The organism is Amorphoplanes friuliensis DSM 7358, from assembly GCF_000494755.1.
GTDB lineage: Bacteria > Actinomycetota > Actinomycetes > Mycobacteriales > Micromonosporaceae > Actinoplanes > Actinoplanes friuliensis.
In genome coordinates this window covers 6,789,414-6,813,018 of the sequence record NC_022657.1, presented here as the reverse complement: position 1 = coordinate 6,813,018, position 23,605 = coordinate 6,789,414, and the positions used below count along the sequence as shown (strand labels likewise).

Below are 23,605 nucleotides of genomic sequence, written 5' to 3'. Positions count from 1 at the left end.
GCGCGTGATTGTCGGCCGGCCGCCCGGGTACGCGTCGGGAATGACCAACCATCCCCGGGTCGCGATCGTGACCGGTTCCGAGTCCGGCATCGGCCGGGCAGTGGCGGTCGCGCTCGCCGCCGACGGCTACGACGTGGGCATCACCCGGTACCGGGACGCGGAGTACGCCGAACGCACCGCCGACGAGGTCCGCAAGCTGGGCCGCCGCGCCGAGATCCGCGGACTCGACCTGACCCGGCTGCCACAGGCGGCCGACGTCGTCGACGAATTGGCCGACGCGCTCGGCGGCCTCGGTGTGCTGGTCAACTGTGCCGGCGCCGGTCAGTCGAGCCGGTTCCTCGAGACCGGCTGGCAGGAGTGGCGCGAGGTGCTCGCCGTCGACCTGGACGGGCCGTTCCTGCTGTCTCAGCGGGCCGCGCAGCGTTTGGTGGCCGCCGGTCGCGGCGGCCGGATCATCAACATCACCAGCGTGCACGAGACCGCACCGCGGGTCGGCGCGGGCGCGTACTGCGCGGCCAAGGGCGGTCTGGGCATGCTCACCCGGGTGATGGCGCAGGAGCTGGGCGAACACGGCATCACCGTCAACGCCGTCGCGCCCGGCGAGATCGCCACCGCGATGACCGGTCAGGAGGACGCCGACCCCACCGCCGTCAGCCGCCCCGGCGTGCCCCTGGGCCGGCCCGGCGACGCCCGGGAAGTCGCGGCGGTGGTGGCGTTCCTGGCCTCCCCGGCGGCGTCCTACGTGACCGGGGCGTCCTGGCCCGTCGACGGCGGCATGCTCCTGATGGGCCCGCAGGCCGGCTCCCACCTGACCAGCGACGACTGGCGCCGGCCCTGACTCAGCGCGGCGGGATGAGCATCTCGAACCAGACCGTGGAGCCGCGCACGGTCGGGTCGGTGCCCCACGTGTCGCTCAATTCCTCGATCAGGCCCAGCCCGCGACCACGGCTGCTCAGCGTGTCGGTGCGGGCCCGGGTGACGCTTCCCCGCGTACCCGTGTCGGCCACCGACACGAGCAGGCGCTCAGCACTGAGATCGATGTGCACCTGGGCCGGGGTGCCCGCGTGCAGCAGGGCATTGGTGGTGAGCTCGCTCGTGCACAGGATGGCCGCGCCGATCACCGGCTCGGGCACCGACCAGTCGCGCAGGCGGGACGTCATCCACTGACGCACCCGGCTCGGACCGGTCGGCTCGGCCGGCACCAGCATCGTCGCCGAACGGCTCAGGGCGATCGCCCGTTCCACGGCGAGCACGGCCACGTCGTCGTCGGTGCGACCGGCCACGGCCTGCGTGGCCAGTGCGCACAGATTGCGGGGGTCTCCGCTGTTCGCGGCTCCGGCCGCGGCCACCAGATCGGCGAGACCGTCGCTCAGCGGACGGTCGCGGCGCTCGACCACACCGTCACTGAACATCAGGATCGAGTCGCCCGGCTCCAGCCGCAGGGTCGTCGTCCGCCAGTGCCCGCCGAGACCCAGCGGCGCACCCGGCGGCACCGGGACGAGCTCGGCGCTGGCCGCACCCCCGTGCGGGTCGGCACGCCTCAGCACGGGCGGCGGATGACCGGCGCTCGCCAGCGTGATCGAACCGTCCGACGGATCGAGCACCCCGTAGACGACGGTCACGAAGATCTCCTCGTTGCGCGACTCCGCACCCAGCGACTCGACCAGACGGTCCAGGCCCGCGAGCACAACGCCGGGCGCCGAATCGGTCAGAGCCAAGGCCCGCAGCGCCGCCCGCACCTGACCCATGACGGCGGCAGCCCGCACATCGTGCCCGGCCACGTCACCCAGCACCATCGCCAGCCGCCCGTCGGACAACTCGAACGCGTCGTAGAAGTCGCCACCGGCCGCGTTGCCGTCGACACCGACGTCGTACCGGGCCGCGATCCGGAACCTGTCCAGCTCCGGCAGATGCTCGGGCAACATGCTGCGCTGCAACAACTGGGCCGTACCGTGCTGCGCCTCGAACCGGCGCGCCCGCTCGGCGGCCTGCGCCACCAGCTCGGCGGCCGCATAGAGCAACGCACGCTCGGCGGGCAACCACGTGTGCGCGGTGCGGAACCCCATCGTCAGCGCACCGGCCAGCGACGCCGTCCGCAACGGCATCGCCGCCAGGGCACGGATCCGCCGCTCGTGCCGATCGGTCGCGATCTTCGCCAGCGGTGAACCATCCGGCTGGAACGACGGCCGCCCGGTCTGCGCAGCGGTGACCAGCGGCGACCCGGGATCGGCGCCGATCCTCTTCCACAACGGAGGCAGCCGCTCGTCGGCCTCATCCATCATCTCGCCACGGATGCGCCGCACATAACGGAACTCAGCCCCGTCGTCCACCGCAAAAACACAATGATCAACATCAAAGGAGCTCATCGCGTACGCCAGCACGACCCGCGCCACGTCATCGATCGTCAACGCCGAGGCCAGCTTCGACGTGAGATCACCCAAGCTCTGCAACCGCCGCGTGACCTGCGTCGTCTCGGCGGCCACGGTCAGCACCCCGACCACGGTCCCGTGCACGTCCCGAACCACCGAATGACCCCGCGTGAACGACGCCTGCTCGAACTGACCCGCCGAACCCCGCGCCACCGCGATCTGCGTCTCGGCCTCGAGAAAAGGCTGCCCGGTGCGATAGACGTCCTCAACGACGCCACCGACCCCAGGCGCATGCCACAACTCACCGAAAACCTCAGCGGCAGGCCGGCCCAGCGCCGCCGGATGCCGGGCGCCGAGCACCTCCGCATAAGCGTCGTTGTAGACCAGCACGTGATCGTCGCCGTAAGCCAGCGCCATCGGCACCGGCGAAGCCAGCAACACCTCAACCGTCGCCCGGACCATCGGATCCCAAGCCTCCGCCGGCCCCAACGACGTCGACTCCCACGAATGAATCCGCACACGCTGGGCACAACTCAGGGCAGGCTCCGGCGGCACGCCGGTCTGATTGGGCAGCGTGGTCATCGCGGAAGGGCTCCCCATGCCGACCATGAGATGAGCGTAGCCCGCCTCCGCCGTTCGGACGATGGGGGCACCATACGGACGTCCGATTATGCCCGGTACGCCCAGGTGAGATGGGTGTGCCCGTTCCGCACAATCTCACAATGCGTGATTCGGTGCTGGGTGGTCCGCCAACTCTGCGTCGGCCTTGGCCCCGGAAGGCTCTGACCCGACCGCCTTGGATTAGCCGCTGGGTGCTGGGAGCTGCTGCGATCCGGGCGCATGCCGCTGTCTGTCGCGGCCGTTCGGGTCGACGCACCCGCCACTCTCCGCGAGGCCGGTGTCGTCACTCGGCTGGCGGGCGGTGTCGCACATTCGACAACGATTTGGCTCGGCCGCCCGCCTATCGCGTCCATCGCTCATCGCGTCCGCTGCCTGCCGCTCTCGCCACATCCGCTGCCCGCCATGCCGTCGCGTGTACCGCGCCCGTCGCTGCCCGTGCGCCCGCTGCCTGCCGCGCCGCCGCGCCGCCGCCCTCCGCCTGCCGCGCCGCCGCGCCGCCGCCCTCCGCGCCCGCCACGTGCTGCGTGCCGCGCCGCCACGTGCTGCGTGCCGTGCCTGCCGCGCCCGCCACGTGCTGCGTGCCGCACCTGCCGCGTGCCGCGCCTGCACCGAGCCGCCGGCGCCAAGCCGCCCCGCTGCAGGGGTGCGGGCTGGGGGTCGACGCCGCCGGTTCTGCGATGCCGGTTGGTAAGTGTTTACTCACCGGCCGAGTGCCCTCAAAGCGCGACGATCCGCATGTCGGCCTTTGCGCGCAAGCGCGCCCAGTTGGTGAGCGTTTACTAACCGGCGAGCTTGCGCTGAGCTGGGGTTGCGGACCCCGGGGTGCAGGCGGGTGGTGAGCGTTTACTAACCCGGACCTAGGGCGAGGCACGCAGAGCCCGGCGTCAGCAGCCCGGTCAGCGTTACCAACCGGCGGGCCCGCGGCGGCCGGGGCGAGGGCAGCCGGTGCTGGCGCGGATCGAGGCGGCGGCGGCGCGGGGCCTGCGGTTGGTAAGCGTTTACTAACCGGCAGGCCCGCGGCAGGGCGGGCCCGGACAGCGCGGCGCCGGCGATTCGAGAGCGCTACAACCTTCAAGCCGGCGGCGGGGCGCGGGGCAAGGGGTGCCCACGGCCAGTGGACTTTCACGAACCCTGGCCGGATCGGGCCCGCGCAGAGCCCGACGGTTGTGGTCGGTGAGCGTTTACTAACCGGCGACCTCCGGGGAAGCGCGAAAAGTGAGCGCCCGCGGTTGGTGAGCGTTTACTAACCGGTAAGCCTGGGCCGGGCGAGGGCGCACAGGGCGCCGCGCTCGCGGTTTGGCGAACGCCTACCGGCCGGCAAGCCCGGAACGGAGAGCTGCCCGATTGCGGTTAGTGAGCGTTTACTGACCGGCTGGTCAGCGAGGGCAACTAAGACCGGCCAGAGGGCCGCCGCCGAGCCCCGCAAGTCTGCGATTAGGGCGTGGGCCACTTAAGGTCAGCGCAGGCGGGCATCGATGCCGGTGCCCAGCGGGCTGAGGGAGAGTGGATGACCGGCGCCGATCTGAGCGATGCGTTGAGCGACATGTGGCGTTCCGTGTTGTTGTTCGTGCCGGCGGCGTTGGCGTTCATCGCCATTCTGGTCATCGGTTATGTGCTGGCGAGGCTGGTGCGGACCGTGGTCGGGAAGACGTTGCGGCGGGTCGGGTTTGATCGGGCGATCGAGCGGGGGCCGGTCGGCCGGGCGCTCGGTGGGCGGGTCGAGCCCAGCGATCTGTGCGCGAAGATTGCGTTCTATGCGGTGCTGCTTTTTGCGTTGCAGCTGGCGTTCGGCATCTGGGGGCCCAATGCCGTCAGTGACCTGCTCACGGCGCTGGTTGCCTGGCTGCCGCGGGCGTTCGTGGCGATCGTCATCATTGTGGTTGCCGCTGGTATCGGTGGGGCTGTCCGCGATCTGATCGGGAGTGCGCTGGGCGGGCTGGCTTACGGGCGGGTGCTGGCGCAGGCGGCTTACTGGTTGATCGTGGGTCTGGGGATCATCGCAGCGCTGGAGCAGGTGCAGATTGCGACCGCTGTGACGCAGCCGGTGCTCATTGCGGTGCTGGCGACCGTGGCGGGTGTGCTGATCGTCGGGGTCGGCGGTGGACTGATCCGGCCGATGCAGCAGCGCTGGGAGTTGTGGCTGGTGCGGGCGAGTGCCGAGTCGGCGGCGATTCGGGAGCATGCCCGGAGTTACAACGAGGAGCGGGCGCGGCTGGCTGCTGAGCTGAAAGCTGCCGAGGAGAAGGCCGCGGCGGAGAAGAAGGCCGCTGAGGAGCGGGCTGCTGCCGAGAAGAAGGCCGCCGAGGAGAAGGCTGCAGCGGAGAAGAGGGCCGCTGAGGAGAAGGCCGCGGCCGAGAGGAAAGCCGCCGAGGAACAGGCCGCGGCACGGGCTGCCGAAGAGGCGCGACTCGCCGAGCAGGCTCGGATCGCTGAGGCTGAGCGTGTTGCCCGGGAGACAGCCCTGGCCGAAGCCCGGCGCATCGAAGCCGACCAGGCAGCAGAAGCCCAGCGCCAGGCAGCAGAAGCCCAGCGCCAAGCAGAAGAGGCCGAGCGGCAGGCGGCGGAAGCCCAGCGCGCGGTGGAGGCCGAGCACGAGGCGGCAGCCGAGAAAACGCAGGTCATCCCGGTGCAGCGGCGCGGCGACGAGGACGACCGGCCGCACCCCGTGCCCGGTTTTGGTGGCCCCGACCCGGCGGACACCACCACCCGGCTTCCCGTGGGGCTGGCGGGCGACGACTCGGACACCACGGAGACGATTTCTCAGAGTGAGCACCGGCGGGTGCTGCCGCAGCCGGATGAGGCGGCCGACGACGAGCGCACCCAGGTGATCCGACGGCCCAAGGACGAGTAGGGCGATCAAGTGAAAGGGGCCGGTACCGGGAGAGATCCCGGTACCGGCCCCGAATGGTCGGTCAGCGTGGAGTGATGCTCAGCGGCTCTCGGGCAGCGTGCGCGCCAGGGAGCAGACCGCCAGGAGGCGGTTGAGGACCCAGTCGTTGCCGGTCCAGTCGATCGTGTCGGCCGGCGGGCGCCAGCCGTGCTTGAAGGCCGCGTCGCGGACGCCTTCGGCGTACGCGGCGAGGATGACTGCCGTCAGGGGGCGGACGTCCGTCGACAGGCTGTCGCGGATGCCGGCGGCGTGCTGGTCGACGACGGCGAGCAGTCCGGGGGACTGGCTCACGGCTTCGAGGCCGGTGGCGCCGACGGACGACATCAGCTCCTCGAGGCAGGCGTGGGCGGAACGCAGGGCAGCACGGGCGGCAGCGCCGCTGAACAGGCCATTCATGAGAAGAAACGTTAGGGAGGCCGGGGTAGCCAACGGTTCGCCGGATCGGTGCAGCTCGGTTGAACTCGATTTTTTCGGGGAAGCCTGAACCGGACACCGAGGAGGCGGAAGTGACACACGACGGACCGGACAGCGCCCACCGGCGGCCGGCCGGGCTGGACGACACCACGGTCGAGGCGCTCGGCAAGCTCAGCGAGGCCCTCGAGGTCGTCGAGCGGGTCCGCGGGCACCTGTACTCGGTGCATCAGCTGACCGGTGAGGCCGACTTCAAGCTCGACGAGGCCGTGGAGCTGCTCACGAAGGCCGGGCACACCGAACTCGCCGGGCGGATCTCCACCGAGCTGATCGGCCGGAACGTCGTGCCGGGGCACTGGACGTTCCAGCTGGTCGAGGAGTTCGACGACGGCTACTGGTCCGACTTCCGCGGCATCGAGAAGGACGCCCGCGACCAGCTGGCCGGTGGCAGACGTCATCTCTACGAGGCCGAGCTCAAGGAACGGCGTCGCACCCACGGGCGGGCGGGCCACGAGGCCCGCTGAGGTTATTCGGCGGGTTCCGCCACCTCGGGGCGGCGGCGCTGGGCGTCGTCCGCGAGGATCACCGTGGCGACGAGGAGAGCGACGACCACCGCGAAGAGCCACGAGGCGTCGTCGACGAGCCGGGCCGCGGCGGGAGCCTGGAAGGCGGCGAGCAGAAAACCCACCCAGGCGATGCGGCGCTGACGCTCGGACAGAAAACCGGCAGAACGCATTCGGACAGTCTTACCGGAAATGGGTGCATCGCCGTCACCCTTTCGGCCGATCCCGGGTTGTCCGATGGTGCCCACTGCGCAGCGTTGTCGTCGCTCCACCGCCGGTACGCGACCCCTGTTGCTGCTGGTCGCGGCTCTTTTTATGGGCTTTTGGACGGCCGGCTGCTCGTCGGCGACCACGCTGGGTGCGCGGCAGATGCCTGCGAGCGACGAGCCGCAGGAGCATGTTCTGGCGGGCGCCCTGCACGGCCGGACGGGTGCCTTCCTGATCGTCCGGGACTCCGCGTCCCGGGTCGAGGTGCGTCTCGCGGACCTGCCGGGCCTGCTCTACCGGATCAGCACCCCGGCCGATTCCGGCCTCGCTCCCGCCGTCACCGGTACGCAGGGAAGGGTCCGTCTCGGGCTGCGACCGACCGGCGGTGACGGCCCCGACACGGTGGAGATCCTGCTCAACCGCGCGGTCCGCTGGGACATCCGGCTGCCCGCGGGGGCGGGGGAACAGCACCTGGATCTCGCCGACGGGCGGATCCGGCGGCTCGAGCTCGGCTCGGGAACCGGTCTGGTGAGCATGCGGCTACCGCCGCCGCGAGGGACAGTCGGGATCAAACTTGCTGGTGGGGTGGGGGAGATCGCGGTGGCGATGCCGCCGCAGACGGCTCTGCGCTTCCACCTGCGCGGCGGCGCCGACCTTGTCGCGGTGCCGTGGGCGGGCCGGGAACGCGCGACGGCCGGGGCGATGATCGCCCCGGCCGGCTGGAGTGCGGCCCGCAACAGGTACGCGGTCGACGTGGAAGCCGAGGTCGGAACGGTGACTGTCGGGGGCTGACGCGTACGCGTACGGAAAAGATCTAACCGCGACCGGTGGTGCCGGGCCGGGCCTCGCGGTCGGGGTCGGTGTTGCCACGCTCGGTGGTCACGTGGGCGTCGTGCCCGAAGGCCTGCTCCTCGCCCGCGTCGTTGCCGGTCGGGTCGCCCTGGCCGTCGTTGTCCCAGGTGGCCATGGCCTCGCTGAGGTCGGCGACCGAAAGCTTGTCTTCATCGCGCCACACGCCGTCGTCAGTCATGACCAACCGATTACCCGGGTCGCGGACGGCAAAACGGCCGCCGGATCACCGGCGGCCGTTCGAGGCGTGTGTCACGCTCCGGGGCGGTCGACCTGCCCGCGCCAGGCGCCGGTCTCGACGCCGCCGCGACCCTCGATGTACTCCTTGAACCGCTTCATGTCGCCCTTGACCTGACGGTCGAGGAAGCCGAGCTTGTCGCCGGCCGTCTCCGCGACGCCCTGCGGTTCGAAGTCCATCTGGCAGGTCACGCGCGTGGTGGTGTCGTCGAGACGGTGGAACGTCACGACGCCGGCCTGCTTGCTGCCCTCGATGGAGGTCCAGGCCACCCGCTCGTCCGGGAGCTGCTCGGTGATCTTGGCGTCGAACTCACGCTTCACACCGTCGATGTTCGTCTTCCAGTGTGTCGTGGTGGCGTCGAGCTGCTTGATCTCGGTCACGCCGCCCATGAAGTGAGGAAACTCCTCGAACTGGGTCCACTGGTTGTACGCCGTGCTTACCGGGACGTTGACATCAACGGACTCGGTGACTGTACTCACGGTGTTTCCCTTCCTGAAGGTGTTGCCCCGCCTTGCGTCTTCAGTGGTGCCCGCCGATCCGGGCGCTAAACCGACTGGTCGTCGTCGGGCTCCTCACGGACCGGCAGCGGCGGGTCCGGGTCCTCGCCCGCCTGCAACTGCCGGCCGCGCTGCACCTCGGCGTTGATCTCCACGCCGAGCATCAGCGCGGAGTTGGCCAGGTACATCCAGACCAGGAACGCGATGACCGCGCCGAGGCTGCCGTAGGTCTTGTCGTAGGAGGCGAAGTTGGCGACGTAGAGCCCGAAGCCGAACGAGGCGAGGGCCCAGACGAGCAGGGCGACAAAACCGCCGAGGGTGATCCAGCGGAACCGCGGCTGCTTCACGTTCGGGGCGATCCAGAACAGCAGCGACAGCAGCAGCATCAGGATCAGCACGAGCACCGGCCAGCGGCCGATCGACCAGGCGAGCCGGGCGGTGTCACCGGCGTGCAGCGCGTTGCCGACGGCGTCGACCAGCGGGCCGCTGATCACCAGGCCGGCGGCCACCGCGGCCATCAGCAGCAGGGCGACCGCGCTCACCAGGATCTGCAAGGGGCGCAACTTCCAGAACGGACGCCCTTCGCGTACGCCGTAGACGCGGTTCGAGGCGCGCGTGAAAACACCGACGAAGTTGGACGCCGACCACAGGGCGCCGAGGAGACCGAAGCTCAGCAGCACCTTGGCCGAGCTCTGCTGCACGATGATCGCGTCGAGCACCGAGGTGAGGTTCTCGTCGGCCACCACCGACCCAGCACCAAGATCCTTGAGTATGCCGATGACGGTGTCGACGGCTGTCCGCCCGTCCGTCACGAGGTTCACCAGCGCGACAACAACGATCCCGACGGGGAAGATGGCCAGGACGGCGTTGTAGGTCAGGGCGGCCGCCAGGTCACCGCAGTCGTCGTCGAGGAAACCCTTCCCGCTCCGCCACAGCACGCCGCGCCAGGTGGACCAGTGCAATTGCCGGACGCGGCTCGGCACCGCGGTCGTGGCGGCTGTCATGTCGCTCCCTTTGTCACGCAGTGCGCAGTGCCACTACCCGCGGCGTGTTTGCGACAAACTCGGCAGGGTAGGGCCGAGCGCGACGAGAGGTGGCTGGTCACGGTGGAACGTGCGGATGCGATTGTCATCGGGGCCGGGCACAACGGCCTGGTCGCGGCGAACCTGCTGGCGGACGCGGGCTGGAGCGTGGAGGTCCTCGAGGCCACCCCGCAGCCCGGCGGTGCGGTCCGGTCCGGTTATGTCACGGCGCCGGGCTATCTGAGCGACCTGTTCAGCTCGTTCTATCCGCTGGGCTACGCCTCGCCGGTGATGAAGAACCTGGAGCTGCAGGACCAGGGCCTGGCCTGGACCCACTCCCCGGACGTGCTGACCCATCTGCTCCCGGACGGCCGTGCCGCCACGATCAACCGCGACCTCGAGACGACGATGGCGTCGATGGAACAGTTCGCGCCCGGCGACGGCGAACGCTGGCGCCACGCGTACGACGACTGGAGCAGCGTCTCCCCGCACATGCTCAAGGTGCTTTTCCAGCCGTTCCCCCCGGTACGCTCCGGCCTCGGCCTGGCCCGTCAGCTCCGCGTGGCGGGCTCCCTGCGGCTGGCCCGCCGCCTGGTCCTCTCTGTCCGCGAGCTCGGCTCGGAGCTGTTCGAGGGTGAAGGCGCGAAGCTGGCGCTCGCCGGGTGCACCCTGCACACCGACCTGTCCCCGGAAGAAGCCGGCGGCGGTGTCTACGGCTGGCTGCTGGCGATGCTCGGCCAGGAGTACGGCTGGCCGGTCCCGGTCGGCGGCGCCCAGCAGATCACCGCCGCCCTCGTCCGCCGTCTCGAGGAGCGCGGCGGCCGGATCACCTACGACACCCCGGTGTCGCGCATCCTGGTCGCCCAGGGCAAGGCCATGGGCGTACGCACAGCCGACGGCCGCAACTGGCGCGCCCGCCGCGCGGTGCTGGCGGACATCCCGGCCCCCACGCTGTACCTCGACCTCGTCGGTGAACGCTGGCTCCCGTCCCGCTTCACCGAGGACCTCGAGTTCTTCCGCTGGGACGGCGCCACGGTCAAGGTCGACTGGGCGGTCAACGGCAAGATCCCCTGGAAGAACCCGGCCGCCGCGACCGCCGGAACGGTCCATCTGGGCGCCGACCTCAACGGCCTCACCCGGTACGCCGCACACCTCGCCACGGACGAGATGCCACCGCACCCGTTCCTGCTCATGGGCCAGATGACCACGGCCGACCCGTCCCACTCGCCGGAGGGCACGGAGTCGGCGTGGGCGTACACCCACCTGCCGCACCGCAAGCACTGGTCCCCGGAAGACATCGCCGCCCACGTGGAACGCATGGAAGCGGTCATGGAAGAGCACGCCCCGGGCTTCGGCCGCATGGTCGTCGGCCGCAACGTCTTCTCACCGGCCGACCTCGAGCGGGAGAACCCGTCGCTGGTGGGCGGCGCACTCGGCGGTGGCACGGCGGCGGCCTTCCAGCAACTGTTCCTCCGCCCGATCCCGGGCCTGGGCCGGCCCGACACCCCGGTGGAACGCCTCTTCCTGGCCAGCGCTTCGGCCCACCCGGGCGGCGGCGTCCACGGGGCGCCGGGAGCGAACGCGGCCCGTGCGGCCCTGGCCCGCGACAGGGCCCTGACCGGCCGGGCCTACCAGGCCGTGATCAACGCGGCGCACGACGCCATCTACCGCTGAGGTCCGGAGCTGAGGCCGCCGACGTGCGGAGCCGGCGCCGCTGACGTGGAGCCGGCGCCGCCGACGGCCGTGAGCAGTGCTCCGACCGTCGGCGGGGAGCGTCGCCGGCTATCGGCGGCGGTTGAGCAGTGCCGCCGAGGCGAGCCCCAGGCCGGCGCCGACCACGCCGGTGACCAAGGGTTTGTGCATGGCGGCCCAGAGGGCGAACGAGCTCGTCCGGGACTGGTCGTCGAAGACGCCGTGGGCGCCGTGGTCGCGCTCTTCGTCACCCGGTTTGTCGAGGTTGTCGACCCAGGTCGCCGGGTCGATCTTCTCGGCGGTCTGCTGGCCCTGGTAGCCCCGCTTGTCGGAGGACAGCAGGCGGTCGAGGAAGCCCGGCGCCGCGATGTTGCCGAGGCGGGTCTTCAGGGTGGGGCCACCGACGTTGATCTCGCGTTTGCCGTGGTCGGCGATCCACAGGACGGCCCGGGCGACAACCTCGGGCTGGTAGATCGGCGGGACCGGCTGCGGGTGGCGGGGCAGGCGGGTACGGACCCAGGAGAACTGCGGGGTGTTCACGGCCGGCAGCTGGACCATCGACAGCTTCACGCGGTTGCCGTCGTGCAGCAGTTCGGCGCGCAGGGAGTCGTTGAAGCCCTGGATCGCGTGCTTCGACGCGCAGTAGGGCGCCTGCAGGGGGATGCCGCGGTAGGCCAGAGCGGAGCCGATCTGCACGATGGCGCCGTGGCCCGCGCGGCGCATGTGGGACAGGGCGGCCAGGGTGCCGTACACGGTGCCCAGGTAGTTGACCTCGGTGACGCGGCGGTACTCGGACGGGGTGATCTCCCAGGCGGGGGCGAAGACGGAGACCATCGCGTCGTTGATCCAGACGTCGATGCCACCCCATTCGCCGGCCACCTCGTCCGCGACGCGTTGCACGGCTTCCGCGTCCGACACGTCGACCTGGAAGGTGCGGACGTCAGCTGCTCCGGCCGCCCGGGCCTCCAGGGAGGCGCCTTCGAGGCCGGCACGGCCACGGGCGATCAGGGCGAGTTTGGCGCCGCGGGCGGCGTACGCCGCGGTGACGGCCCTGCCGATGCCGGCACTGGCGCCGGCGATGACGACGACCTGGCTCACGACTTGGCCTCCTTGGGCGCCCGGGTCGCGATGTCGGACAGGCGGCGCAGGGATTCGATGTTGCGGCGGTGCAGGACCAGATCGTTGATCTTGTTGCGGACGAAGAGCAGGGGGCCGGCCTCGAAGTCCTCCTTGAGGGTGACCCGGGTTGCGCTCGCGCCGACGGGCTCCAGGGTCACTTCGACACGCGCGGAGCCGAGCGGCCACAGGCCCGCCGTCAAGGTCAGCATCCTGTTCTGCTCGACGGCCAGAACCGTCGAGCTGTCGTGCAGTGACAAAGGCCACGGACCGGCTTTGTGGTGCAGTTTTGCGCCCACCTGAGGCCAATGCGGATCGACATCCCTGATATGAACGGTCCCGACAACCCAGTCGCTGTAGGTCCATCCGTCCGCGAGGACGGCGAAGACCTGTTCCGGGCGGGCGGGAACGGTACGCTGCACGATAGCCACGGGCAAGTCATACCCGGCACCGACATGTTTACGCTTCCGGGTGACGGGCATGACTCGCCGCGTATCGCAGCCTCAACTCCGGTCTTCTCCCGGAATCAAGCTGTCGGAGGAGGACCCAGTGCGCATCGCGATGATCTCCGAGCACGCGAGCCCACTGCCCGCCGGTGACGCCGCCGGCGCGCAGCAGCGTCATGTCGCCGAACTGTCCACCGCGCTGGCCGGCCTGGGCCACGACGTGCGGGTCTACACCCGCCGCGACGATCCCAAGCTGCCCGCGATCGTCAAGATGGGTGAGGGCGTGTGTGTCGTGCACGTCCCCGCCGGGCCGGCCATGGCCCTGCCGCCCGCGCAGTTGCTGTCCCACATGGGTGACTTCGCGCAGTGGCTGCGCACCGAGTGGCGCGACAGCGACTGGCTGCCCGAGGTCGCCCACGCCCACTTCTGGACCAGCGGCCTGGCCGCGGTCACGGCGGCGCGTCAGGTCGGCATCCCGGTCGTCCAGTCGTTCCACGAGCTCGGTGTCGCCGGACCGGCCGAGAGCGGCCCCTCGCGCGCCGGTTACGAGCGTGCCCTCGGCCGTGCCGTCGACCGGGTGGTCGCGCAGAGCCAGGACGAGGTCCGCGGGCTGGTGCGCATCGGGGTTCCGCGGGCGCGTCTGACCGTCGTCCCGGCCGGTGTCGACAGCGTCCGGTTCACCCCGGACGGCCCTTCGGCCGAGCGTGACCCGGAGCGGACCCGCATCCTCTCCGTCGGCCGGCTCGTCGAGCGTAAGGGCTTCGGCGACGTCATCCAGGCCATGCGTTACGTGCCGGGCGCCGAGTACGTCGTGATCGGCGGCCCGTCCGCCGATCAGCTCGCCGCCGACCCGCAGGCCAAGCGGCTGCGGGCCCTCGCCGAGCACTACCAGGTCGCCGACCGGGTCCGGATCGTCGGCTCGGTCCCGGGCAAGGACATGCCCCGGTGGTACCGCTCGGCCGACCTGCTCGTCGCGGCCCCCTGGCAGGACCAGTTCGAGCCGGCCGCGCTGGAGGCGATGGCCTGCGGTGTCCCCGTGATCGGTACCGCCATCGGCGGGATCAGCGAGACCGTCGTCGACGGTCTCACCGGAGACCTCGTGCCGGCCCGCGATCCGCGCGCCCTGGGCGGTGCGTTGCGACGTCTGGTCAACGACAAGGTACGCCGGTTCGCGTACGCCACGGCGGCGCTCGACCGGGCCCGTCAGGCGTACTCGTGGAAGCGTGTCGCGTCGCAGCTCGGTTCGGTCTACTCCGCTGTTGCGGGGCGGAAGCCGACCGAGGCTGAAGCCGTGGCGTAGCCCCCCATCCACCGATCGGTTGATCGGTGATGTCGCGAGCTGGTCGATCCGGCACCGGGGTGTCCACTGTGACCCTGGAGGCATGACAGTAATCGACGTCAGTCGCCTCCAGAAACGCTACGGGGACACGGTCGCGGTCCAGGATGTCTCCTTCGCCGTCGAGGGTGGCGAGATCTTCGGCATCCTCGGCCCGAACGGTGCCGGCAAGACCACCACCGTCGAGTGCATCGCCGGGCTGCGCACCCCGGACGACGGCACCATCACCGTGCTGGACCGCGCCCCGCACGATCCCGAGCTGCGCAAGCTGATCGGCGTGCAACTCCAGGAGAGTCAACTTCCCGAGAAGATGACGGTACGGGAGGCGCTGGAGCTCTACTCGGTGTTCTACCCCGAGCCCGCCGACTGGCAGCGGCTCGCCGGCGAGCTGGGCCTGACCGCCAAGCTGGGCACCCGCTTCGGGCAGCTTTCGGGCGGGCAGAAGCAGCGTCTGTCCATCGCGCTCGCCCTGATCGGCAACCCGCGGATCGCCATCCTGGACGAGCTCACCACCGGTCTCGACCCGCAGGCCCGCCGCGACACCTGGGAACTGGTCGAGTCGATCCGCGACCGCGGTGTCACGGTGCTGCTGGTCACGCATTTCATGGAGGAGGCCGAGCGGCTCTGCGACCGCGTGGCCCTGATCGACGCCGGCCGGGTCGTCGCGCTCGACACCCCCGCCGGGCTGATCGCCGGGGTGCAGGCCGAGCAGCGGATCCGCTTCCGCCCGTCGGTGGCCTTCGACACGGCCCTGCTGACCGCGCTCGCCGAGGTCCGTGAGGTCCGCACGCAGGGATCCCAGCTGGAGGTGATCGGCGAGGGCAACCTCCTGCACGCCGTCACCGCGACGCTGGCCGCCCACCAGATCATCGCCAACGACCTGCGCATCGAGCAGGCCAGTCTGGACGACGCGTTCGTCGCTCTGACCGGCCGCGCCGCGGGGGAGGAGAACTGATGCGCGTCTTCGCCAAGTTCACCGCGTCGGAGCTGCGGCTCTTCCTGCGGGAGCCGATGCAGGTCTTCTGGGTGCTGCTGTTCCCGTCGATCCTGGTAATCATCCTGGGCTGCGTCCCGGCGTTCCGGGAGCCGAACCCCGACATCGGTGGCGCCCGGGTCATCGACCTGTACGTCGCCATCGCGATCATCCTGACCCTGGCCACCCTCGGGCTGCAGTCGGCGCCGCTGGTGCTCGCCACCTACCGCGAACGCGGCATCCTGCGCCGCCTGGCCACCACGCCGGCCCGGCCCACCACCCTGCTCGGCGCCCAGCTGGTGATGAGCCTGCTCGGCGCGATCGCCTCCGCGGTGATCGTCCTGGTCCTGGCCCGGGTGATCTTCGACGTCCCGCTGCCGCGCCAGGGTTTCGGGTTCGCCGTCGCGTTCCTGCTCACCGCCGGCGCCACCTTCACGATCGGTCTTTTCATCGCCGCGCTCGCGTCCAGCGGCAAGGCGGCCAACACCATCGGCACGCTGGTGCTCTTCCCCGCGATGTTCTTCGCCGGGCTGTGGTTACCGCGGGAGGTCTTCCCGGGTCTGCTCAAGACGATCGCCGACTTCACCCCGCTGGGTGCCGGTGAGCGGGCGGTGCAGGAGGCGATGAGCGGACAGTGGCCGTCCTGGGTGTCGCTTACGGTGCTCGTGGCGTACATGCTGGTCTTCGGGGTGGCTGCCGCCCGTACCTTCCGCTGGGAGTGAGGAGAGCGATGTCCGACGCGAGCCGGCTCGAGATCTGGCGGCACCGGGCCGACCGGCGGCTGCTGCTGATGCCCTACCTGGCGTTGATCGGGTCGACCGTACTGGTGATCGTGGCGCGGGATCTCGACCTGCCGGCCCAGCCGCTGCCGGTCACGCTGACCGTCGCGGCGGTGACCGCAGGCTGGATCCTGTGGATGGTCACCCTGCATCCGGAGTGGAGTGACCGGCCCCGGCTGATGGCCACGTTCTTCGCCGGTCTGCTGGTGCTGATCGGCGTGCTGATCTGGTGCAACCCGCTCTTCGGGTTCTTCGCCTGGACCGGTTACCTGCTCACGATCTACACGCTGCGCGGCCGGTGGCGGCTGGCGGGCGCGGGCGGCGTCGCGTGTTTCACGGCGGTCTCGCAGGTCGGCGGTTATCCGACCCTCGCGGAGGCGAAGAACTGGCCGTCGTTCCTGCTGGTGCTGCTCTTCAACGTCGGCATCGCGGTGACCATGACGTTCCTGGCCGTGGCCACCAGCGACCACGCGGCCCGGCGGGCGGAGATGCTGCGCGAGCTGACCGAGGCCAACGACAAGCTGGCCGCGGCCCTCACCGAGAACGCCGGTCTGCACGCCCAGCTGCTCGTCCAGGCCCGCGAGGCCGGTGTCCTCGACGAGCGGCAGCGCATGGCCGGGGAGATCCACGACGTCCTGGCCCAGGGCCTGACCGGCATCGTCACCCAGCTGGAGGCGGCCGACCAGGCCGGCGACCGGGAGACCGAACGCCGGCGGCACCTCGACACGGCCCGGCAGCTGGCCCGCGACAGTCTCACCGAGGCCCGGCGTTCGGTGCAGGCGCTCCGCCCGCAGCAGCTCACCGGTACGGCCCTGCCGGAGGCCCTCGCCGAGGTGGTCGACGGCTGGTCCGAGGTCAACGGCGTCTTCGCCGAGCTGATCACCACGGGCACCGCACTGCCCCTGCTCCCCGAGATCGAGGCGACGTTGCTGCGCACGGCCCAGGAGGCGCTGGCCAACGTGGCCCGGCACGCCGCTGCCGACCGGGTGGCGCTGACCCTGTCCTACATGGAGGATCTCGTGACCCTGGACGTCCGCGACGACGGCGCCGGCTTCGACCCGGCGCAGAGCCGGACCGACGAGTACGAAGGCGGCTACGGTCTCACCGCCATGCGCGAACGTGTCCAGCGCATCTCCGGCACCCTGGCCGTCGAGTCGGAACCCGGCGGGGGCACGGCGATCTCGGCGTGCGTGCCCGCCATCCACGTGGCGGTCGCCGCATGATCGGCCTGCTGATCGTCGACGACCACCCCGTCGTCCGCGACGGGCTGCGTGGCATGTTCGCCGGCGACGAACGCTTCGAGGTCCTGGGTGAGGCCGCCGACGGCACCGAGGCCCTGGCCGTCGCCCGCCGGGTCCGGCCCGACGTGGTCCTCATGGACCTGCGCATGCCGGGCATGGACGGTGTGACCACCATCCGCGCGCTGCGCGAGCAGGGCTTCGAGGCCCGGGTGCTGGTCCTGACCACGTACGACACCGACAGTGACGTGCTGCCGGCGATCAAGGCGGGCGCCACCGGATATCTGCTCAAGGACACACCCCGCGAGGAGTTGTTCCGGGCCGTGTCGGCCGCCCACCGGGGTGAATCCGTGCTGTCCCCGGCCGTCGCGAGCCGCCTGATGGGAGAGCTGCGGTCACCGGCCCGTGAACCCCTGAGCCAGCGGGAGCTCGAGGTGCTGGGCCTGATCGCCCAGGGCTGCAGCAACCGGGAAACCGCCGGCCGGCTGTTCATCAGCGAGGCCACGGTGAAAACTCACCTGCTGCACGCGTACGCGAAGCTCGGTGTCCGGGACCGCGCGGCGGCAGTGGCCGCAGCTTTCGAACGTGGTCTCCTGGGAGGGTGAAGACGCGCAGCATCGTCCTGCACATGCAGACCACCCTCGACGGGCGGATCGCCGGGGCGGACGGTCAGTTCTGGGAGCCTTTCCCGTGGGGCGAGGAGGAGTCCGCGTACGTCAACGGGTTCTTCCGGCGGGCGCAGACCTGGGCGATGAGCCGGGTCATGTACGACGCGATCGTGCCGTGGTGGGAGACCGTCGCGCGGGGTGAGGTGCCGGCGGACGTCAGCGAGCTGGGCCCGGCCGATCTCGAGTTCGCGCAGATCCTCGCCGGGCTGCGCAAGGTTGTCTTCTCACGGTCGCGCCCGGGCGCGCTCTCCGGTGACCTGGCGGCCGGGCTGCGGGAGCTGGACGGGACCGTCGTGCTCTCCGCGGGCCCGGCGACGCTCGGCCCGCTGCTCGATCAGGGTGTCGTCGACGAGCTGCTGCTCGCGGTGCACCCGGTGGTGCTGGGTGAAGGCCCCCGGCTCTTCGACCACACCGCCGTCGCCCGGTCCTTGCGGCTGCTGGAGAGCCGGCGGTTCGACGGCGGTGCGGTGGTGCTGCGTTACGCCCTGGAGACCGGCTCGCCGCGGTAGGTGCCGAAGGACCACAGGTTGCCCTCGGGGTCACGGGCGGCGAAGTCGCGGGAGCCGTAGTCGGTCTCGGCCAGTCCCTTGGTGATCGTCGCCCCGGCCTTGACCGCACGGTCGTGGAGGCCGTCCGGGTCGTCGGTGACCACGTACGCGCCGAAGGTGCCCGGCCGCAGTGCCCATGCGTCGTCCGGGTCGTCGCGGTGCGAGCCCAGCATGATGCCGCCGCCCAGGGGCCAGGCGAGCTCGGCGTGGGCGACGTGGTCACCCTCGCCGTAGACGGCGGTCTCCGTGAAGCCGAACGCGTCGACGAGGAACTTGATCAGGGCGCGGGCGTCGCGGGCCCGCAGCGTCGGCCATACCTGCGGGGGCGGTGGTTGCTCAGTTGTCTCAGCCATGGGAACCATCCTCGCCGCGCGACGCGTGTTGGTCTTGGACAAAAGTGAACTCGTCGGCGAGCCAGCGTGACGGCGAACAGCCCGCCAGGGCCCGGAACTCCCTGGTCAGATGGGCCTGGTCGTAGTAGCCGGAGTCGGCGGCGAGGTCCGCCAGCCGCGTCCGCGGGGTGAGGCGGCGGCGGGCCCGGTCGAAGCGGACCACCCGGGCCGCCTCCTTGAGGCCGAGCCCGGTCTCGACGCGGAACCGGTCGGTGAGGTGGCGGGGACTCCACCCGACCTCGTCCGCGAGTGTGCGCACCGGGAGACGGCCGCCTGTCGTGAGCAGCCGGCCGAACGCGTGCGCCACGTCGGGGTGCACCTCGGCGTGCCGGCGGCGGGCCAGCGCGAGCAGGCTGGCGTCCAGCGCCGCGAAGCGTTCCGGCCACGTCCCGGCGGCCCGGAGCCGCTCACGGATCTGCTCGACATCCGTCAGCAGGTCGGCCAGGTCGAGATCGAGGCCGGACAGCTCGCCCGCGGGCAGCCCGAACAGCGCCCGGCAGCCGAGCGGATGCACGGCGACCTGCACCCCGGCCTGCCGGCCACCGTGGGCGATCAGGGCCGGGGACAGGTGCAGCCCGCCGAGCAGCGCGTCGTACCGGCCGGGGGACTGGCGGCGGTCGGGGTGCGCATGCACGACCAGCGGATCGTCGAGGGTCAGGACCAGCGTCAGGTACGGCGACGGCAGCCCGCGGTGCGTGACCATCGGCGCACCGTCCTGCCGCCAGCCCGAATAGTGCGCGACGTACGGCCGCAGCGCCGCCGCCGGTCGCGCCCACGCGGACTCGTCGACCACCATGCCCCCGAGCATCCCACCTGGGCGAGGATGGTGCCCATGACCGAGCTGACCACCGAACGCCTGATCCTGCGCCGCTGGCGCCCGGCCGACCTCGACGCCCTCGCGGAGATGAACGCGGACCCCGAGGTCATGCGGTACATCCGCGACGGCACGGTGCAGGACCGCGGCGAGTCCGAGGCGTTCCTGGCGCGGGCGGAGGCGAACTTCGAGAAGAACGGCTACGGCCTCTTCGCGGCGGAACTGCGTGACACCGGGGACCTCGCCGGCTGGGTCGGGATGGCGGTGCCCGAGTTCCTGCCCGAGGTGCTGCCCGCTGTCGAGATCGGCTGGCGGCTGCGCCGGGCGTACTGGGGCTCGGGGCTGGCCACGGAAGGTGCGCGGGAGGCCATGCGCTTCGGCTTCGCCGACTGCGGCCTCGACCGGCTGGTGAGCATCCGGCACGCCGACAACGGACGCTCGGGACGCGTGATGGAAAAACTGGGTATGAGCTTCGATCGGCGGACGACCGTGCCGGCCACGAAGCAGCCGGTGGACGTCTACGAGATCAGCCGTGACGAGTGGCTGCGCCGGTGACCTGAGCCCCCGGCGCAGCCATCGGCGTCAGTCCGCCAGGTTCTTCGCGAGGTCGTCGCGGAAGGCCCGCTCGTTGTCGGTCACGACGTCGCCGCCGATGCCGAGCACACCGCCGGTCGACGCGGCACCGACCACACTCTCGGCGATCTCCACCAGCCAGTGCTTGTAGGTCGTGGCGTCCGCCGCGTCGGCCTTGGCGGCCAGCAGGGCGTTGGCCTCGGCGGCCCGGGTGAGCACGTCCTGGGCGTACCCGACCGGGTCGGCCGGCTCGATCGCGGTCATCTCCTCACCGCGGTCCGGGTCGCCGGTCTGGTCGAGCACGGCCTTGGCGATCGCCGTGACCAGCTGACTCGCCGACGCGCGGGCGTCGGAGATCTGGTCCAGGCCGGCGGCCGTCTCGGCCCGGGTCTTGCGTGCACTGTCGTGGGTCACGACGCTCGCGGCGGTCAGCACCGACTGAGGCAGGCCGACGAGCAGCCCCCACTCGGCATCGGTGAATCCGAACTTGGCGTACAGCGGTACGTCCGTCACGAAATCCTCACTTCTTCTTCTCGGCGACCAGCAGTGCGTTCTCCTGGACGACCGGCACGGAGAGGGTCTTGTATCCGACCTCTTCGAAGAGCACCGTCATACGCTCCTCCTCGTACCCCATCACCATGCCGGGACCCCATTCGGCGTGCCGGACCGTGCTGTGCACGGGGAACGGCTCGTCACCGGTTTCTTCCTCGATCACTTCCGCCACGCCTTCGGCGCAGTTGTCGCAGTGGCCGCAGCGTTCGGCGAGATCCTCGCCGAAGTAGGCCAGCAGTGTCTGGCTACGACACGCGTTCGTCTGTGCGAACGCGCGCATCATGTCGTTGCGGGAGCGCTGCACGACCTGCTGGCGTTCGTACTCCGCGACCGCGGCCTCGGCCGCGGCGGCCGGCAGCGGTGCGAAGACGGGAACGGTCCACTTGTTGCCGGAGCCCGCCACCGCGGCGCCCACCTGTTCGAGCAGGGCGAGCAACTGACCGAGCTTGCGTGGCCCCAGACCGGTCCTGTCCTTGAGCGCCGTCTTGGTGATCGGGCCCTCCCGCAGCGCGGCGGCCAGCTCGCGGATCTCCACCAGGTCGGGGCTGCCACCGTTGAAGAAGCGCTGGATCGCCTCGTCCTCGGCCCGCCAGAGCAGCAGGGCGCGGCCCGGCTCGCCGTCGCGGCCCATCCGGCCGATCTCCTGGAAATAGCTGTCCGGGGAGTCCGGCAGGGCGACGTGCGCGACCCAGCGAATGTTCGCCTTGTCGATCCCCATCCCGAACGCCGACGTGGCGACCATGATGTCGACCTTGTCGGCGGAGAAGTCCTCGTGGGCCTTCTCGCGAGCGCCGGAGGCCATGCCACCGTGATAGAAGTCGGCGCTGTAGCCGGCCTGGGTGAGCCGCTCGGCCAGCTCCTCGGCCGCCCGGCGGGTGGCCACGTAGATGATGCCCGGGCGCGGTGACTCGTCGATCAGCGCGGTGAGCCGGCGCCACCGGTAGGCCTCGTCGGGGCAGTACGCCACCTCGAGGAAGAGGTTGCGACGGTCCAGCTCGGAGACGTGGATCTCGGGCTTGTTGAGGTGCAGCCGCGCGATGATGTCGTCGCGGACCGGCGGTGACGCCGTCGCGGTCAGCGCCAGCACCGGCGGCCGCCCGATGCCCTTGATCAGATGGCCCAGCGACAGGTAATCGGGACGGAAGTCGTGACCCCAGGCGCTGATGCAGTGCGCCTCGTCGATCGCGACCAGGCCGGGCCGCAGCGCGCGGACCTCGGCCATCCGCTCCGGATTGCTCAGCTGCTCCGGCGTGATGAACAGAAACTCCGCCCGGCCCTCGGCGATCTCGCGGATCGCCTCCTTCTGCTGGTTCGGCGTCTCGGCGGAGCTGACCCGGACCGCCCGGACCGCGGGGTCGTCGCGTTCGTTGAGCGCGGCGATCTGGTCCTGCTGCAGGGCGAGCAGCGGGGAGATCACCACCGTCGGCCCCGGCAGCAGCACCGCCGGGATCTGGTAGATCGCCGACTTGCCGGCACCGGTGGGCAGCACGACCAGCGCGTCGTGGCGGCGCAGCACGGCCCGCATGGGCTTGAACTGGCCCGGTCGCAGCGAGGGCCAGCCGAAATGCCGGCGAGCGACCTTGCGCAGGCGGTGGCCATAGATGGGTAGCTTCATCGAGCGGCCATTGTGCCCCACCGGTGCCGTCGGCAAACGCCTACGACGTCTTCGGGAGGACGTGCTCGGCGTACAGATCGAAGAGGCCCTGCCAGTTCGGTCCGGTGTTGGCCACGTAGACCTCGTCGAAGCCGGCGGCGGCGTACTTCTCGATCATCTCCAGGTGGGCGGCCGGGTCGTTGCCGCACACGAACGCCTCCTTGACCTGGTCCTGCGTGACGAGCTGCGCGGCCTGCTCGAAGTGCTTCGGCGAGGGCAGGACCTGGGAGAGCTCACCGGGCACGCCGGCGTTCGGCCACTTCTCGTACGCGATCCGCGCGCCCTCCTCCTCGGTGGCGGCGAAGGCGGCCTTGAAACCGGCCTGGCACGTGCGGTCGCCACCGCCGGTCGAGCGGAACTGCCGCACGAGGTCGCCGTCGGGCATCGTGCTGACGTACCCCTCACCGATCCGCGCCGCGACGGAGGTGGCCTTCGGGCCGAAGCCGGAGATCAGGATCTCGACCGGCTTCTCCGGCAGTGTGTAGACCCGGGCGTTCTCGACGGTGTAGTGCTTGCCGCGGTGCGAGACGACGCCGCCCTTCCACAGCTCGCGCATGATCTCGACGGCCTCCTCGAGCATCTCGAGGCGGACGTCGGCTTCCGGCCAGGCGTCACCGAAGATGTGCTCGTTGAGTGCTTCACCGGTGCCGAGGCCGAGCCGGAACTTTCCCCCGGTCAGCACCGCGCTGGTGGCGGCGGCCTGCGCGATCACGGCCGGGTGGATCCGGACGGTCGGGCAGGTGACGGCCGTGGTGATCGGCAGGGAGCAGACCTGGCTGAGCGCCCCGATGGTGGACCAGACGAAGGCGCTCTGGCCCTGCGCGTCCACCCAGGGGTGGTAGTGGTCCGAGATCCAGAGCCCCGAGAAGCCGGCCCGCTCGGCGCCCTTGGCCTGCTCGAGCAGCTCGGCCGGGGTGTACTCCTCGCTGGAGAGAAAATATCCGATTCGCATGGCAATCGGAGTACCCCGGTTATTTGCCGCCGAACATCCGGCGGATGGCCCAGAGCAGGATCAACGCGCCCAGCGCGATGCCGAGGAGGCGCACGGCGTGCACCTCCGACCAGTCCACTCCGGAAGCGGCCAGGACCGGGGAGACCACGTGACTGTGCACGGAGGAAAGCCTACCGAGCCGAGCAAGCGGACGAATACTTTAAGT

General features: G+C 70.8%; 26 protein-coding genes. 12 read left to right on the top strand and 14 right to left on the bottom strand.

Annotated features, from left to right (window positions below; translation table 11 throughout):
- The first annotated feature begins 40 nt into the window (after positions 1-40).
- Positions 41-838, top strand: a complete 798-nt coding sequence (locus AFR_RS31525) for an SDR family oxidoreductase (RefSeq protein WP_023560870.1) — start codon at positions 41-43, stop codon at positions 836-838.
- 1 nt (position 839) lies between these two features.
- Here AFR_RS31525 and AFR_RS31520 read toward each other — a convergent pair whose 3' ends face one another.
- The gene (locus AFR_RS31520; protein ID WP_041841276.1) at positions 840-2,978 is read right to left on the bottom strand and encodes an ATP-binding SpoIIE family protein phosphatase; all 2,139 of its coding nucleotides are present in this window, start codon (positions 2,976-2,978) and stop codon (positions 840-842) included.
- A gap of 1,519 nt (positions 2,979-4,497) precedes the next feature.
- Between AFR_RS31520 and AFR_RS48835 the strand changes: the two genes are divergently transcribed.
- Positions 4,498-5,841 carry a mechanosensitive ion channel family protein gene (locus AFR_RS48835; RefSeq protein WP_023560868.1) on the top strand — a complete coding sequence of 448 codons (1,344 nt, stop codon included), beginning with the start codon at positions 4,498-4,500 and terminating at the stop codon, positions 5,839-5,841.
- 78 nt (positions 5,842-5,919) lie between these two features.
- Here the strand turns inward: AFR_RS48835 and AFR_RS31510 are convergent, their stop codons facing one another.
- Entirely contained in the window at positions 5,920-6,276 is a 357-nt protein-coding gene (locus tag AFR_RS31510) for a DUF6401 family natural product biosynthesis protein (RefSeq protein ID WP_023560867.1), read from the bottom strand.
- 110 nt (positions 6,277-6,386) lie between these two features.
- Here AFR_RS31510 and AFR_RS31505 point away from each other — a divergent pair, with 110 nt between their 5' ends.
- Positions 6,387-6,815: a hypothetical protein gene (locus AFR_RS31505; protein ID WP_023560866.1), complete on the top strand. Its 429-nt coding sequence runs from the start codon at positions 6,387-6,389 to the stop codon at positions 6,813-6,815.
- 2 nt (positions 6,816-6,817) lie between these two features.
- On the opposite strand, the gene AFR_RS31500 is transcribed toward AFR_RS31505, so the two are convergent.
- Positions 6,818-7,027, bottom strand: coding sequence for a hypothetical protein (locus tag AFR_RS31500; protein WP_023560865.1), 210 nt, complete (start codon positions 7,025-7,027; stop codon positions 6,818-6,820).
- A gap of 196 nt (positions 7,028-7,223) precedes the next feature.
- Between AFR_RS31500 and AFR_RS31495 the strand changes: the two genes are divergently transcribed.
- Positions 7,224-7,853, top strand: coding sequence for a toast rack family protein (locus tag AFR_RS31495; RefSeq protein ID WP_041842974.1), 630 nt, complete (start codon positions 7,224-7,226; stop codon positions 7,851-7,853).
- 22 nt (positions 7,854-7,875) lie between these two features.
- On the opposite strand, the gene AFR_RS31490 is transcribed toward AFR_RS31495, so the two are convergent.
- The 3 genes from AFR_RS31490 to AFR_RS31480 form a co-directional block, all read right to left on the bottom strand.
- Positions 7,876-8,091, bottom strand: a complete 216-nt coding sequence (locus tag AFR_RS31490) for a hypothetical protein (RefSeq protein WP_023560863.1) — start codon at positions 8,089-8,091, stop codon at positions 7,876-7,878.
- 71 nt (positions 8,092-8,162) lie between these two features.
- Positions 8,163-8,627 (bottom strand): SRPBCC family protein, encoded by a 465-nt coding sequence (locus AFR_RS31485; protein ID WP_023560862.1) that lies wholly within the window; start codon positions 8,625-8,627, stop codon positions 8,163-8,165.
- 65 nt (positions 8,628-8,692) lie between these two features.
- Positions 8,693-9,649 carry a YihY/virulence factor BrkB family protein gene (locus AFR_RS31480; protein ID WP_023560861.1) on the bottom strand — a complete coding sequence of 319 codons (957 nt, stop codon included), beginning with the start codon at positions 9,647-9,649 and terminating at the stop codon, positions 8,693-8,695.
- 102 nt (positions 9,650-9,751) lie between these two features.
- Here AFR_RS31480 and AFR_RS31475 point away from each other — a divergent pair, with 102 nt between their 5' ends.
- Complete coding sequence (locus tag AFR_RS31475) at positions 9,752-11,341, top strand: phytoene desaturase family protein (RefSeq protein ID WP_023560860.1); 1,590 nt, start codon at positions 9,752-9,754, stop codon at positions 11,339-11,341.
- A 108-nt stretch (positions 11,342-11,449) separates the two neighbouring features.
- Here AFR_RS31475 and AFR_RS31470 read toward each other — a convergent pair whose 3' ends face one another.
- A complete protein-coding gene (locus AFR_RS31470) occupies positions 11,450-12,457 on the bottom strand; it encodes an SDR family oxidoreductase (protein ID WP_023560859.1) in 1,008 nt (335 codons plus the stop codon).
- Positions 12,454-12,957: an SRPBCC family protein gene (locus tag AFR_RS31465; protein ID WP_238547158.1), complete on the bottom strand. Its 504-nt coding sequence runs from the start codon at positions 12,955-12,957 to the stop codon at positions 12,454-12,456. Before AFR_RS31465 ends, AFR_RS31470 begins: the two co-directional genes overlap by 4 nt.
- 67 nt (positions 12,958-13,024) lie before the next feature.
- On the opposite strand from AFR_RS31465, the gene AFR_RS31460 reads away from it, so the two are divergent.
- From AFR_RS31460 to AFR_RS44155, 6 genes are all read left to right on the top strand, one after another.
- Entirely contained in the window at positions 13,025-14,221 is a 1,197-nt protein-coding gene (locus AFR_RS31460; protein WP_023560857.1) for a glycosyltransferase, read from the top strand.
- Positions 14,222-14,303: 82 nt separating this feature from the next.
- The gene (locus AFR_RS31455) at positions 14,304-15,212 is read left to right on the top strand and encodes an ABC transporter ATP-binding protein (RefSeq protein ID WP_023560856.1); all 909 of its coding nucleotides are present in this window, start codon (positions 14,304-14,306) and stop codon (positions 15,210-15,212) included.
- Entirely contained in the window at positions 15,212-15,952 is a 741-nt protein-coding gene (locus tag AFR_RS31450; protein WP_023560855.1) for an ABC transporter permease, read from the top strand. The genes AFR_RS31455 and AFR_RS31450 overlap by 1 nt, the downstream gene beginning before the upstream one ends.
- 8 nt (positions 15,953-15,960) lie before the next feature.
- Positions 15,961-17,232, top strand: a complete 1,272-nt coding sequence (locus AFR_RS31445) for a sensor histidine kinase (protein ID WP_023560854.1) — start codon at positions 15,961-15,963, stop codon at positions 17,230-17,232.
- Positions 17,229-17,852 carry a response regulator gene (locus tag AFR_RS31440; RefSeq protein ID WP_023560853.1) on the top strand — a complete coding sequence of 208 codons (624 nt, stop codon included), beginning with the start codon at positions 17,229-17,231 and terminating at the stop codon, positions 17,850-17,852. Before AFR_RS31445 ends, AFR_RS31440 begins: the two co-directional genes overlap by 4 nt.
- Positions 17,849-18,424 (top strand): dihydrofolate reductase family protein, encoded by a 576-nt coding sequence (locus AFR_RS44155; RefSeq protein ID WP_023560852.1) that lies wholly within the window; start codon positions 17,849-17,851, stop codon positions 18,422-18,424. Before AFR_RS31440 ends, AFR_RS44155 begins: the two co-directional genes overlap by 4 nt.
- Here AFR_RS44155 and AFR_RS31430 read toward each other — a convergent pair.
- Both AFR_RS31430 and AFR_RS31425 read right to left on the bottom strand, forming a co-directional pair.
- A complete protein-coding gene (locus tag AFR_RS31430) occupies positions 18,394-18,816 on the bottom strand; it encodes a VOC family protein (RefSeq protein WP_023560851.1) in 423 nt (140 codons plus the stop codon). The genes AFR_RS44155 and AFR_RS31430 overlap by 31 nt on opposite strands.
- Positions 18,809-19,651 carry a helix-turn-helix domain-containing protein gene (locus AFR_RS31425; protein ID WP_023560850.1) on the bottom strand — a complete coding sequence of 281 codons (843 nt, stop codon included), beginning with the start codon at positions 19,649-19,651 and terminating at the stop codon, positions 18,809-18,811. Before AFR_RS31425 ends, AFR_RS31430 begins: the two co-directional genes overlap by 8 nt.
- Positions 19,652-19,687: 36 nt before the next feature.
- Between AFR_RS31425 and AFR_RS31420 the strand changes: the two genes are divergently transcribed.
- On the top strand, positions 19,688-20,224 hold the full coding sequence (locus AFR_RS31420; RefSeq protein WP_023560849.1) for a GNAT family N-acetyltransferase: 537 nt from the start codon (positions 19,688-19,690) through the stop codon (positions 20,222-20,224).
- A 27-nt stretch (positions 20,225-20,251) separates the two neighbouring features.
- Here AFR_RS31420 and AFR_RS31415 read toward each other — a convergent pair whose 3' ends face one another.
- From AFR_RS31415 to AFR_RS46905, 4 genes are read right to left on the bottom strand one after another with little or no spacing between them, the layout of a single operon-like run.
- Positions 20,252-20,755 carry a hypothetical protein gene (locus AFR_RS31415; RefSeq protein WP_023560848.1) on the bottom strand — a complete coding sequence of 168 codons (504 nt, stop codon included), beginning with the start codon at positions 20,753-20,755 and terminating at the stop codon, positions 20,252-20,254.
- 7 nt (positions 20,756-20,762) lie between these two features.
- Positions 20,763-22,409 (bottom strand): RecQ family ATP-dependent DNA helicase, encoded by a 1,647-nt coding sequence (locus AFR_RS31410; protein WP_023560847.1) that lies wholly within the window; start codon positions 22,407-22,409, stop codon positions 20,763-20,765.
- A gap of 40 nt (positions 22,410-22,449) precedes the next feature.
- A complete protein-coding gene (locus AFR_RS31405) occupies positions 22,450-23,400 on the bottom strand; it encodes a TIGR03557 family F420-dependent LLM class oxidoreductase (RefSeq protein WP_023560846.1) in 951 nt (316 codons plus the stop codon).
- A 19-nt stretch (positions 23,401-23,419) separates the two neighbouring features.
- Entirely contained in the window at positions 23,420-23,560 is a 141-nt protein-coding gene (locus tag AFR_RS46905; protein WP_158510585.1) for a hypothetical protein, read from the bottom strand.
- Positions 23,561-23,605 lie beyond the last annotated feature (45 nt).